This is a genomic window from Bacillota bacterium (genome assembly GCA_012837285.1).
GTDB lineage: Bacteria > Bacillota > DTU030 > DUMP01 > DUMP01 > DUNI01.
Map to the genome: position 1 here is coordinate 14,155 of DURJ01000025.1, position 13,193 is coordinate 27,347.

Annotated in this window: 9 protein-coding genes; 1 reads left to right on the forward strand and 8 read right to left on the reverse strand. The window is 53.5% G+C overall.

The features are described from left to right. Positions 1-89: 89 nt before the first annotated feature. From GX016_01470 to GX016_01495, 6 genes are all read right to left on the reverse strand, one after another. The gene (locus GX016_01470; GenBank protein ID HHT70232.1) at positions 90-2,291 is read right to left on the reverse strand and encodes a UvrD-helicase domain-containing protein; all 2,202 of its coding nucleotides are present in this window, start codon (positions 2,289-2,291) and stop codon (positions 90-92) included. 106 nt (positions 2,292-2,397) lie between these two features. Further along, positions 2,398-2,727, reverse strand: coding sequence for a hypothetical protein (locus GX016_01475; protein ID HHT70233.1), 330 nt, complete (start codon positions 2,725-2,727; stop codon positions 2,398-2,400). A gap of 65 nt (positions 2,728-2,792) precedes the next feature. Continuing rightward, entirely contained in the window at positions 2,793-4,319 is a 1,527-nt protein-coding gene (locus GX016_01480) for a polysaccharide biosynthesis protein (protein ID HHT70234.1), read from the reverse strand. A 182-nt stretch (positions 4,320-4,501) separates the two neighbouring features. After that, entirely contained in the window at positions 4,502-5,050 is a 549-nt protein-coding gene (locus GX016_01485; protein HHT70235.1) for a YhcN/YlaJ family sporulation lipoprotein, read from the reverse strand. 99 nt (positions 5,051-5,149) lie between these two features. Continuing rightward, the gene (locus GX016_01490; GenBank protein HHT70236.1) at positions 5,150-6,607 is read right to left on the reverse strand and encodes an aminotransferase class I/II-fold pyridoxal phosphate-dependent enzyme; all 1,458 of its coding nucleotides are present in this window, start codon (positions 6,605-6,607) and stop codon (positions 5,150-5,152) included. Beyond that, the gene (locus tag GX016_01495) at positions 6,608-7,258 is read right to left on the reverse strand and encodes a F420-0:Gamma-glutamyl ligase (protein HHT70237.1); all 651 of its coding nucleotides are present in this window, start codon (positions 7,256-7,258) and stop codon (positions 6,608-6,610) included. Positions 7,259-7,387: 129 nt separating this feature from the next. Here GX016_01495 and GX016_01500 point away from each other — a divergent pair, with 129 nt between their 5' ends. Beyond that, positions 7,388-8,278, forward strand: coding sequence for an N-acetylmuramoyl-L-alanine amidase (locus tag GX016_01500; GenBank protein HHT70238.1), 891 nt, complete (start codon positions 7,388-7,390; stop codon positions 8,276-8,278). Between the two features lie 12 nt (positions 8,279-8,290). On the opposite strand, the gene uvrC is transcribed toward GX016_01500, so the two are convergent. Continuing rightward, on the reverse strand, positions 8,291-10,093 hold the full coding sequence (gene uvrC, locus GX016_01505) for an excinuclease ABC subunit UvrC (GenBank protein ID HHT70239.1): 1,803 nt from the start codon (positions 10,091-10,093) through the stop codon (positions 8,291-8,293). Positions 10,094-10,111: 18 nt separating this feature from the next. Next, the gene (uvrA, locus tag GX016_01510) at positions 10,112-12,952 is read right to left on the reverse strand and encodes an excinuclease ABC subunit UvrA (GenBank protein ID HHT70240.1); all 2,841 of its coding nucleotides are present in this window, start codon (positions 12,950-12,952) and stop codon (positions 10,112-10,114) included. Positions 12,953-13,193 lie beyond the last annotated feature (241 nt).

Here is a 13,193-nt window from a genome sequence, read left to right on the forward strand (position 1 = left end):
ACCTCCTCCCGGACTTTCTGCTATTAGTATTATATCCCACTCCGGGCTCAGCACAAGCGCCGGCCCCACTTCCCAGTTATGCACCTAATCTAGACCTTCTTGATGGGGGCGTATCTAAGCGCCAGATCCTTGATACCCACCGCCGGAAAAGCAACGGTAATTATTATGTCCGGGCTGGTACCCCGCATCGATACCACTGTACCCAGGCCAAACTTTGGATGTTCCAGACGATCACCGGGACACCACGTGGGTATTACCGCCTCATCGGCTGCTTGGACTCTGAGTTGCGGGCGCGGGAAAGGGATGATTTTCCCACTCTCCTCTTGTCCCGGACCGTCCACCCGAAGCATGAACTGAGCCGGTATCTCGTCTAGGAACCGCGACGGCAGACAATATTGCTCACTGCCGTACAGGTACCGGCGCCGAGCATAGGTTAGATATAGCCGCTTCTTGGCCCGGGTAAGACCCACATAACAAAGTCGTCGCTCCTCTTCCAGCCCTTCTTCCGTCTCCAGCGATCGGTTATGGGGAAACAGCCCTTCTTCCAAGCCCACCAAAAACACCACTGGAAACTCCAGGCCCTTAGCACTGTGTAAAGTCATGAGAGTTGCCGCCTCGGCCCCGGCATCATAAGAATCCTGGTCGGTATATAACGACACCGCCGCCAGAAAAGCAGCCAAAGACTTATCCTCGCTACTAGTCTGGACAAAATCCGCCGCCAGGGCCAAAAACTCATCCAAGTTTTCCAACCGCCCCTGGGCTTCTATCGTCGCCTCCGCTTCCAACTGCGGACGATAACCGGTTTCAGCCCATACGCGAGAAATAAGTTCTGTCAGTGACAGCTCCGCCGCCAATTCTTGTAGCTGCTGTAAGGTTTGAGCAAACCACACCAGTTCCCGGGCCGTTTTCTGTTGGATTCCCGGTATGTCCTCTGCCCTGGAGCAGGCCGTCAAGAAGTCCATCCCTTGTTCTTGAGCGAAACCGATAATGCGCTGAAGCGTCCTCGGGCCTACTCCGCGCCGAGGAATATTGATTACCCGCTCCAAGCTCAGGGTATCGTGCGAGTTCTGCAGTAACCGTAGATAGGCCAGCGTATCCTTGATCTCCATTCGTTCATAGAAGCGTACGCCCCCCACCATTCGGTAGGCTAAACCAGTGTACAGCATTGCCTCTTCCAGTAATCTTGATTGAGCGTTGGTACGGTACAAAACAGCACAATCTTTCAGGCTAAATCCCCGGTCCAGTAGATGCAGCAACTCACGCGCTACAAACAAAGCTTCTTCCTCGCCGCTGACAGCTTCGAACAAGCGCAGTCGGTCGCCTTGACCGTTGCTGGTCCACAGCCGCTTTTCCTTTTGCCGGCTGTTATGGGCAACCAAATAATTGGCTGCGTCCAGAATCGTTTGGGTAGAACGGTAGTTCTGTTCCAGTTTAATCACCTGGGCCTGGGGAAAATCACGCTCAAATTCCAAAATATTGCGGATGTCGGCTCCGCGAAAGCCATAGATGGACTGGCTGTCGTCCCCCACCACAAATAGGTTTTGGTGGACCCCAGCCAAAAGCCGTACCAACACATACTGTACCCTATTGGTATCCTGATACTCGTCCACCAAAATGTGGCGAAACTCACCTTGCCACTTGGCCAAGGCATCAGGCCAAGTCTGCAATATTTCCACCGTGAGCCGTAAGAGATCATCGAAATCCAAGGCATTGTTCTCTTTTAACCGCTGCTGGTACCAAGCATAAATAGCTGCCACCTGAGCGAGAAAATAGCCGCTATAATCTCTTGAACCTTCCTGCAACCAATAGCCCTGCACCTGATCCGGATTCACCAGCTCATTTTTCGAGCGCGAAACCAGGGCTTGTACCGTGCGGGCGTTGTACACTTTTTCGTCTAGGTTCAGCTCTTTCAACGCATAACGAATCAGCCGCAGTTGATCAGCGGCATCGTAGATAACAAAGTTCGGTTGGTATCCCACCCGAACGATCTCCGTTCTTAACATGCGACCACATATGGCATGAAAAGTCCCTAGCCAGATACCGTCAGTAACGGCGGTGCCCACCATACTTGCCACCCGTTGTCGCATTTCGGCAGCCGCCTTATTAGTAAAGGTAATAGCCAGTATATCGCCGGGACCAACGCCCCTCTGCAGTAAGTAAGCGATACGGTGGGTCAAGACGCGGGTCTTGCCGCTTCCGGCTCCCGCCAGTATCAACAGCGGTCCCTCACCGTGTTCCACCGCCTGTCGCTGTCTATCGTTCAGCCCCGTCAACAAATCCTGCATCCACATCATCCACCTTGACTGCTAAGTATTCCCACCCCGAACCCAATGTCTATTCGACGTCTCGACCGCTTTTTCCTCTCAGAAAAAACGCCCGCTAAGAGGGCGTTCATACTTACTGCTCCCGTGACTGGGGTGAAAACAACTTACCTTCCCGTTCTAAGCGATCTAAGACTAATTTGTACCCGTCAGCCCCATAATGAAGAAACTTCTTCACCCTACTTATGGTAGCAGTGCTCATACCGGTGCGCGCCGTAATCACATCGTAAGTATGGCCAGCTCTGAGCATTCGTGCCGCCTCTAGCCGTTGCGCTAAAGCCTGGATTTCGCCAATGGTGCACACATCTTCTAAAAACCGGCAGCATTCTTCCCAAGTTTCAAGGGCCAGGAACGCGTAACACAACTGATCAGTAAGTTCGTCACGCCATTTCGGTTTAAAGCTCATGCAGGCACTCCCCCTTTTGTCATTACGTTAAAGTATTACTTCGCTAACATGCATCTATTTCCTGCTCATAAAAATTTATCTGGCGGCAGCCGAAAAACACTGGCTTCAAACAGGCCCACGCTGTATGCTAACAAACCGTAACACACTATCCCTATTCCCACCGCCCAAAAGAGTGCCCCTGCCAACGGCCACCCCTGACCCAGGCCAAAAACCAGGGCCCACCGCACGGCTGGAACCATCAACAGGGAAGCGAGCAGGGGAAACAGTATTATTCCTGGATTCCAAAACCCAGGCACACACTTTCGCAGTGAACCCAAAGTCAAAAAGGCTGCGACAGTAAAGCCCAATCCGGTGCCCAGAGCCGCACCCCTAATGTTAAAAGCCGGTAGAGCACAAACGTAATAGTCGATACTGGCATTGACAACCCCGCCGACAAAAATGGCCAGCGCCGCCCAGCGGCCTTGATCCAAGGCATGGAGCAAAGCACTGTTGGTCTCCATCAGGCACAGCCCCACCGTGCCAAAGGCTAGCCAGCGCAGCGGAATGGCAGCCTCCGGTGTGCCGAATAGCACTTGGCAAATCTCTTCGGCCAGAGCAAACAAACCTACCGCTGCTGGTGTCGCTAACGTTACCGTCAGCTTTAAGGCTTGGGACACCCGACCTGCTACCATGACTTTATCACCCCGGGCCGAAGCAGCGGCTAAATCAGGAACCAAAGTCGTTGCCAGCGCCGCGGTGGCTACGGTAGGCAATCCCACCAGGGAAAGGGCCATGCCGGCATGCTGCCCAAACAGGGCCGTGGCTTCACGAACGGAAACGCCGCCTGCCTGGAGCCTTAACGGCACAATGGCGGCATCCACCATCTGCATAACCGGCATAACAAAAGATCCCAGCATCACCGGTACAGCAAAATGCTGTAGCAACTGAGCTGACTTATACCAGTTTCCCAGCCTCGGCTGCGAGCCGGCACCCAACTCCGGCCTAAAGTGGGCTTGTAGCAAAATAACAGCTCCCAGGGCTCCGCCGGCGGCACCGGCGGTGGCTCCGGCGGCCGCATATTCCAAGCCATACGGAAGCAAGAGAAAAGCCAAGATCAGCATAGTTCCTACCCGGCACAACTGTTCAAACGCTTGGGCCTTAGCTAACACAACGTGCTGTTGCCGCCCCTGAAAATACCCCCGCAGGCTCCCTTCTACACAGAGCAAGAATACAGCCGGAGCCAGGGCCTTCAAAGCCAACTCCGAGCGCGGATCTCCCAAGACTCTGGTAGCCAATATGGGGGCTAAGTGATAGAAGATAGTGCCTAACATTAACCCTTGGGCCCAAAGCAGCAACCGACCCACCTGAAATAGATGCCAGGCAGCCTCGTTCTTGCCTACAGCCAAATGTTCGGCCATGTGCTTAGCCATAGCCAACGGCAGCCCGCCGGCAGCCACAATAGCAGCTACAGCAAAGACAGGGTATGCCATTTGATAGAGGCCGATCCCTTCGGCCCCTAGTAAGTAACTTAGAGGCACCCGGTAAAATAGGCCGATGAACTTGCAAAGCAATCCAGCCACTAACAATGAACAGACAGATCGACTCAGGGACAAGAAGCTCCCCCCTCTTCTTTCCCATCCTTACGCAAGAAAAGAGCACCTTATGTGCTTTTCTCCTAGTTGGCCCACCACAGCCGCTCTCGATCTTTCTTTACCAGGTTTCTTAGTAAACAACATTTTATCCGTATTGTTCCCACCGATTAACACTAAAACCCGGGGCCAGCCCCGGGTTTTCTCTATCTCATGCCTGGTGTTAGTTTGGTGACTAAATCGTTTACATCCCGAGTAAAAGTAGTAGTCGTCTTACCGGCTCTCATTCCTTCGGCAACTTTGCGCAATTTGCTCACGGTACCGGCATCAGTAGTAACAGCCACCCCGGTCAGGCGGGTATCAGCCTTGCGTAACCGCATCATAACTTCGTTTTTTATCCCGGCGGCGTCACCTTGGCTTCCCCGTGGAATATCGCTTTTGAGCTCCGTTCCCACTAGAGCCGTTCCCCCGGAAAGAACTACCCAGGCCTTGTTTACGCCAGGAACCTTTTCCGCTTCTTTGGCCAGTTTATCCTGCAGGTCTGCTACTTCTTTAGTCTTGGTCGGCAGCGGTCCGGTGGGAGTCATGGGAGCAGGCGTGGTCCTAGGCGTTGTCCCCATGGGGGAAGGTGTAATGGGCGCCGGTGTTCGGGTGGAGTAGGGCTTTCGCTGGGCAGCGCGGCAGCCGGCCAACATTATAACTACCAACAAAACAAAGCACAAACAGAGGATCCTCAGCGGATTTTTTGTTTTCACCTTGTCACCTCCCTCATCGTCAAATTTCCTCTGAAATTAGTATCGCAGGGAAGTAAAAAACATATCCGAGGAGAATCCTTCCATCCTTATTTTTCCATATTAATTTTGAATCACCCGTAACCGGGCCCAGCCCCCGTCCCGCGGTCCTTGTACCCGATAACCTTCCCGGATCATTAGGGCAATGTAATCTACCACTTCAGCCGTTATTTCTTCCCCTGGACAGAGGATCGGAATTCCCGGCGGATAACAAGTTACCGTCTCGGTACTGATGCAGCCCACCGCCTCTGCCAGCGGTACGCTTTGGGCCGGAGCAAAGAAAGCTTCCCTGGGCGTCAGGACCTGATAAGGTAGCGGGGGTACAATCAGGCCTCGAACTTGGGTCTTTTGGGTCCGGGACTGGGCTACCACGTCTCGGAAAGCTGTTATCAAGGCAGTAACATCGTCTTTAGTGTTCCCGGGGCCCACCATCAGCAATACATTGTACAAATCAGACAGTTCCACTTGAATACCATGTTTGTGCCGCAACAGAATCTCCACTTGTTGTCCTGTGAGCCCTAACCGGCGCACATTCACTGTAACCTTAGTGGGATCCAATTCCAAAGCCGCCTCATGGCCCAACTGCTCCTGGTCAAGTACAGCTACCCCAGGGACAACCTTGAGTCCTCGACGCAACTCTTCGGCCAACTCGATGGTGCACTCCAATATCGTCCGTCCGTCCATAACCATTTGCTGACGGGCCAAGTCTAACGAAGCCAACAGCGGATAAGAAGCGCTGGTGGAAAGCAGCATGGCTAACGTAGTCTGCAACCGCTCGCGGTCCAGCCGCGGGCCTTGGATATGCAGCCAAGAACTTTGAGTCAGGCTGCAAAGCGTTTTATGCGCGCCCTGAGCACAAGCGTCGGCACCTAAAGTTAGAGCCCCCGGTGGCAGCCCCGGATGAAAATAGAAGTGGGGACCATGGGCTTCATCTACCAGCAAAGGCCGCTGATAGCGGTGAGCTATCGTGGCCAACGCACCCAAGTCGCAAGTAGTACCGTAATAAGTTGGATTGATCAGCAGTGCCGCCTTGGCCTCTGGATAAGCCTGCCAGGCCGCCTGTATTTGGTCTGCCGTTACGCCCAGAGCAATGCCAAATTCTTCGTTCACCTCCGGTGATAAAAACACTGGCTTGGCTCCGCTGAGAACGACCCCGGCCACCATGGATTTGTGCATATTGCGCGGAACTATGATTTTGTCTCCGCTGTTACATACGGTCAAGATCAAAGCTTGCAGTCCCGATGAGGTACCGTTGATAAGAAAAAAGCTCTCCTCTGCACCGAATGCCTCAGCCAGCAATCTTTCCGCTGTTTTGATCACGCCTGTGGGCTGTAATAGATCATCCATACCTTCCACCCCGGTGATATCCAGTTCATATAACCTCTTCCCTAAAATCTGTTCGGCTAACGGAGAAATGCCGTGGCTGCCCTTGTGCCCGGGCATGTGGAACCGTACGATCTTATCCTTGACATAGCCCTCTAATGCTTCTGCTAGCGGAGCACGCACCTGCCTAGCGTGCATTCAGGCCCACCCCCTTAGTTCCGTGCGGTAGTTTTTGATTACCGTTAAAGGTGTCTGCTGTTCGTAATTCCCGGCCGGGTTATCAGCGAACAACATTGGGATGTAGCGGCGGGGTACACCGGAAGAAGCCCCCACCACATCTGCTTTACCTAAATCATTAGCATCCATTACCACTGCATCTACCCCGAGACGGTCAGCAATAGCTTGAGCCACCTGATCCGCTTTCTTCGGTCCCAGAACAATAAACACGTGATACGGCGGCATGGTTCCGGCCACATCATCGATCAAAGCCACTGCTGGTCCAGCCACCCGGTAGAACAACCCTGGCTTTTTCAGCACCCTGCCCACAGCACCGGCGGCAGCTGCTGCTAGCACTCGGCCGGCACCCGCTTCGTTTATGGCCAACTGCATCGTTGCCGCAGAGGTTAAACTGCCGTGACGCTGAGGAAAGCGGCAAAGAAAACGAGCCCAAAGTCCCGTCTTGACCTCTTCCTGACGGATAAACCGCCCTTGGGTAATGGCAACCACGCTTTCAGCCACCGCCACCAAATCTCCCGGCTGGGCAATATTGCCGGCATAACGATCCACCACAGTCACTATATCATCGTTTTCCGTGATCAGGTGCGTACGCAGAGGGATCTTGACCGCCATATTTTCACCTCCCCCTCTCGGCATGCTATGTTGGTCAGCGGATTTTGGTTACAGGGGAGGTCTGCCACTCTTCCTTAGGCATAAATTATGTATGAGACAGAAAACACCAACCACCACGAGGTGAACAGCATGGTTTTACCGGCTCTATTGGTAAATCTGCGTACCCATCATGCTCAGGCCGGCGATACCACCCTATCTGCCGGCTCCGTTATCGGCATTGACTTCTGGGGTGAACCCTCCTTTTCGGTTGATGAAGACGGCCCCAGCATTGTATTTACGTTCACCCCCGCAGCCTTAAATATGCCCAGTGGTGAGTTCCCTGTCACCGATAGCCTGGTCAAAAGTGTTACTGTAGGCGAGCAAGCACCTACCGCTGTGATAATTACCATCGAGCGCTATTTTCCCGGCCCTTGGCAGCTGGACCAAGATTTGCGGGGTCCTTGCCGGTATAACGTCTATATTGATCCTGCACCGCTGTTCCCCTTGTTTACCGATAAAGTTGTTTTGCTGGATCCTTGGATTCGCCCCCACGTTTTCAGCCCCACGAATCTACCGGAAAAAGTCCCTACCTATGATATTGCCCGCAGGCTGGCCCACTTGTTAGCCGGCGTTCAGGCTAAGCCCCACTTTAGTATTTTCTCACCTACTTTTCCTGCTCTTTCACCCACGGCTGTCCGAAACGGTCATCCGTGTCATGCCGTACTCTCTCTGGCCACTCTTTATCATCCGGCCTGTCCACGTTCCGGTTTCGGAGTCTTAACTGTCCCGGCATCTGCTCCCAGCCAACGCCTGGTCAATGTCTTGAAACAAGAATTGCAACTGAAGCTCCCGTTACCTTTCATCTCTGAGGGACCCACGTCTTGTCGTCTCTTGAGGGAAATACCGGCTCCGGTAGCTGTAGTTCAAGTAGGGTGCATATCTCATCGCATTGACGAGGGGTTGTTGCGAGATATCGACTACAAACAAAAAGTCGCGCAAGGGATATTTAACGCCTTGCGCCGCTTCTTTAGCCAAAAATAGCAACTGACCTCCTCAGCCGTGCAGGTGGCTGTAAAGGGCTTGGGCTACCGGACGTGTTAACTCAGGCACTGCCAGCAAATCCTCTACTGATGCTTGGCGCAGCTTCTCCAAAGAACCGAAATGCAACAGCAGAGCCCGTCTGCGCCGGGGACCGATCCCCGGCACTTCATCTAATTCTGACTTGAGCGCATTATGGTGATGCAGCGCCCGATGATAGCTCAAAGCGAACCGATGAGCTTCGTCGCGTACTCGCTGCAACAGCTGCAGTGCCACTGAATCCCGGGGCAACCGAATCGGCTCCAGACATCCTTCTGTGTACAGCTCCTCCTGCTCCTCTGCCAGACCAAAAGTCGGTACCTGAGCTAAGCCCAGTTCCGCCAGCACTGCCCGGGCAGCCGACAGCTGGCCTTTGCCACCGTCAATCAAGATCAGATCCGGTACCGGCAGCTTGTCTTTGAGGGTACCGCTGTACCGCCGCCTTACCGTCTCAGCCATCATGGCAACATCGTTGGCCTGCCATACTGTGCGGATACGAAAGCGGCGATAATCTGATTTCAGTGGTTTTCCATCCGCAAATACCACCATGGACCCCACTGCTTCCTGCCCTTGAATGTTTGAAATGTCAAAGCCCTCGATTCGCTGCGGTAGAGCCGGCAAATCTAAGGCTACCTTGAGTGCCGCCAACGCTCCTTCGGTCCGTGCCAGCTGCTGGGCCCAAAGCTCTTCCGCTTCCCGCAAGGCCAAGACCGCGTTTTCCGCCGCCATGGCGGCCAGCGTCTTTTTGGCCCCGCGCTGCGGTACATGAAGCCTGACTTTGCGTCCGCTCCGCCGGCTTAAATAGGTGGACAGTAATTCCTGCTCTTCCGCTGCTTCGGCCAAAATAATCCGCACTGGCACAACTGCAACTCGAGAGTAATAGTCTTTCAAGAATGCCGCCAATAACTGCGACCGATCGTAACCCTCGCTACCTTGAAGGAAAAAGGTCTCGCGCCCTAACAGCTTTCCGGCCCGCACCTGAAATACTTGCACACAAGCCTCGGTAACTCCTCGGGCTAAACCGATCACATCCTGGTCTTCGCCGCCTAAAGAAACTACTGTTTGCTTTTCCAGTACTCGCTCTACCGCCGCAACCTGATCCCGAAGTTTGGCCGCATCTTCAAATCGAAGTTCCTGAGCCGCTTCGTCCATTCGCTTCTTCAGGCGTTTCAAAATTACGTCTTGTCGCCCCTCCAAAAACAGCGTCAGTTCGTGCACCAATTCTCCGTACTGCTCCAGTGTGACTGTTCCCCGACACGGACCCCAGCAGCGGTCAATATGGAAATTGAGACAGGGCCGCTGTCGGCGAGCAAAATCGTAGCTGCTACAGGTCCTGAGTGGGAACACTTTCTTAAGTAGCTGCAAGGTCTCATTAAGGGCGCCCACGTCAGTATAAGGACCAAAATAACGGGCTCCGTCACCCTTGACGCGTCGAGTTACCAAGAGGCGCGGAAATTTCTCGTTAAGGGTCAGCTTCAAATAAGGATACTGTTTATCGTCCCGCAGTAGGATATTGTAGCGCGGCTGGTGGCTCTTGATAAAGTTGCACTCCAAGGCCAGGGCCTCAATTTCGGAACCAGTAACAATATACTCAAAATCGCAAACTTGCTTCAGCATGGCCCGGACTTTGGGCGGATGATCGTGGCTCCGAAAATACGATCGCACCCGGCTTTTCAGGTTCACCGCCTTACCTACGTAGATAATATTATCCAGCCGGTCTTTCATCAAATATACGCCCGGCTGTTCCGGCACTAAATCCAACTTTTTATCCAGGTCCACCTTACCACCCCACCCCCCTTAGCGTCCGGCCAAGACCGCCTTCTCCTTCAGCACCCGGCTTAAGAATTGTCCGGTATACGAATGAGGGCAACGAGCAATTGCCTCCGGTGTACCCACGGCTAGCACCTGTCCGCCTTTCTCACCGCCCTCAGGTCCGAGATCGATCACATAATCCGCAGCCTTAATCACGTCCAGATTGTGCTCAATCACCAGTACGGTGTTACCTGTATCTACCAACCGCTGCAGAACCAGAATCAGTTTTTCGATGTCGGCAAAATGCAGTCCGGTGGTGGGTTCATCCAAAATATACAAAGTGCGTCCAGTGGAGCGACGTGAGAGTTCCGTTGCCAGCTTAACCCGCTGGGCCTCACCACCGGAGAGGGTGGTAGCCGGCTGTCCCAACCGGATATAACCTAAACCGACGTCGTATAATGTCTGTAGCCTCGTGGCCACCCGAGGAATATGGGTAAAGAAGGACAACGCCTCTGTGACCGTCATTTCCAGCACATCGGCCACGCTTTTCCCTTTGTACTTAATCTCCAGCGTCTCCCGGTTGTAGCGCTTACCTTTACACACTTCACAGGGCACGTACACATCAGGTAGAAAATGCATCTCTATTTTGAGGATGCCGTCGCCGCGACAAGCCTCACAGCGGCCGCCGCGCACATTGAAGCTAAAACGACCTGGCTTATAACCGCGCATTCTAGCCTCAGGCGTAAGACTAAACAACTCCCGGATGGGATCAAAGGCACCGGTGTAAGTTGCCGGATTGGACCTGGGTGTGCGGCCGATGGGTGCTTGGTCGATAGCAATCACTTTGTCTAAATACTCTTTGCCTAAGATGTCTTTATGACGCCCAGCCGGCTGACGCGCCTGATGCAGATCATGAGCTAATTGCCGATACAAAATATCGTTAACTAAAGTGCTCTTCCCTGATCCGGACACACCGGTGACGCAAACAAACACGCCCAGGGGTATCCTGACGTCAATATCCTTTAGATTGTGCTCGGCCGCACCGACAACTGTCAGCCAATTACCGTTCAGCTCCCGGCGGGCCAATGGAACAGGAATACGGCGCCGCCCGCTGAGGTATTGACCGGTAATAGACCGAGGACAAGCCTTAATATCTTTCAACGGCCCGGCCGCTAGCACCTCGCCTCCTTGCTCTCCGGCTCCCGGCCCCACATCCACCAAGAAGTCGGCCGCTCCCATGGTTTCCGCATCGTGCTCCACTACGATCACGGTGTTCCCTAAATCCCGCAGATCCTTCAAGGTCTGAAGCAGGCGCTTATTATCGCGCTGATGTAAACCGATACTGGGCTCATCTAAAATATACAAAACCCCGGTCAGGCCGGAACCGATCTGGGTGGCTAAGCGAATTCGCTGGGCCTCACCGCCGGACAAACTCCCGGCTATACGATCTAAGGTCAGATAGTCTAGACCCACATTGATCAGAAACCCCAGCCGGGCCTGGATTTCTTTCAGAATACGCTCTGCTATTAATTGCTCCCGTTCCGTAAACTTCACCGCAGCAAAAAACTGCTGCGCCTCGAGCACAGAACTTTCTGTGACCTGCGCAATGTTCTTTTCCCCGACAGTCACTGCCAACGCTTCCGGCTTCAGCCGTCTGCCCTGACAGGCGGGACAAGGATGCGTGCTCATAAACTCCTCGTACTCTGTGCGCGCTCCCTCGGACTGCGACTCGCGATGGCGCCGCTCAAGAATAGGAATCACACCTTCAAAATCGGTGGTAAAAATACGCGACTCACCCCAACGAGTCTCATAGTTGACCCGAAAGCGCTCGCCATTATTACCATAGAGAAGGAGGTCCAAATGCTTTGGCCCCAGTTCCTTCACCGGGACTTCGGTACTGAAACCGTAATGACGGGCTAAAGCTTCCAGGATCTGGGGGAAATAATTAGCCGACCGGCTAAACGGGGCAATGGCTCCGTCAGCAATAGACTTATCCGGATCAGGAATAACCAAGTCAGGATCGATTTCCATGGTAATACCCAACCCGGTACACTTGGGACAAGCCCCGTACGGGCTATTAAAAGAGAACAACCGCGGCGACAATTCCTCAAAGCTGAAGCCACAGTCGGGACAGGCAAAGTTCTGGGAAAAAGTGAGCTCGTCCCCTTCCAGTATAGAAGCCAGCACCAGACCGCCACTTAAGCCCAGGGCCAGTTCCAGGGAGTCAGCCAGCCGCTTGCGGATATCGCTGCGGATCCGCAGCCTATCCACCACCACCTCTAGCGTATGCCTCTTATTCTTCTCCAGCCTAATCTCATCGGACAGCTCGCGAACTTGTCCGTCGATACGCATGCGAACAAAACCGTTTCTTCGCGTTTCTTCAATAATACGTTGGTGTTCGCCCTTGCGGCCACGTACCAGCGGTGCCAAAATCAACACCCGGTTTCCTTCCGGCAGTTCCAGCAACCGGTCCACCATTTGATCCACTGTCTGTCTTCGGATGCTGCTGCCACAATGGGGGCAATGTGGTTGCCCGATGCGGGCAAACAGCAGCCGCAGATAATCATAGATCTCCGTTACCGTACCCACCGTCGAACGGGGATTATGAGTAGTGTTTTTTTGGTCAATGGAAATGGCCGGCGACAGTCCGTCAATAGAGTCCACATCTGGTTTGTCCATTTGGCCCAAGAACTGGCGAGCATAAGCTGACAGCGATTCCACGTACCGACGCTGGCCCTCGGCATAAATGGTGTCGAAAGCCAAAGACGACTTTCCCGAACCCGACAGCCCAGTAATCACTATTAGCCTGTCTCGAGGCAAGTCCACATTGACGTTCTTCAGGTTGTGCTGCCTGGCACCTCGAACCCGAATGTATTGCTCCGCCATGGCGGTTTCAGTCCTCACTTTCGTCCCGTCAACTTTCTCGCCCTCCATTATATCACACCGAATAGTAAAGCCAACCGGTATTTAATGATAGGCATTAGCAATAGAGGCCACAAAAACTCTTCTTCGTTGTCACTTTGCTCCTTCGGAATGACGGGTAATCATTCATTTGCCGTGCATGGGCATCGCTGGATCTTCAATAACATAATTTACACTTGAATAGACACGCATTTTGAACAAAAAA

What these genes read in the sequence shown, in the direction of transcription:
- GX016_01470 (HHT70232.1), bottom strand. Translation starts at nt 2,291, where the DNA reads ATGTGGATGCAGGATTTGTTGACGGGGCTGAACGATAGACAGCGACAG.
- GX016_01475 (HHT70233.1), bottom strand. Translation starts at nt 2,727, where the DNA reads ATGAGCTTTAAACCGAAATGGCGTGACGAACTTACTGATCAGTTGTGT.
- GX016_01490 (HHT70236.1), bottom strand. Translation starts at nt 6,607, where the DNA reads ATGCACGCTAGGCAGGTGCGTGCTCCGCTAGCAGAAGCATTAGAGGGC.
- GX016_01495 (HHT70237.1), bottom strand. Translation starts at nt 7,258, where the DNA reads ATGGCGGTCAAGATCCCTCTGCGTACGCACCTGATCACGGAAAACGAT.
- GX016_01500 (HHT70238.1), top strand. Translation starts at nt 7,388, where the DNA reads ATGGTTTTACCGGCTCTATTGGTAAATCTGCGTACCCATCATGCTCAG.
- uvrA (HHT70240.1), bottom strand. Translation starts at nt 12,952, where the DNA reads ATGGCGGAGCAATACATTCGGGTTCGAGGTGCCAGGCAGCACAACCTG.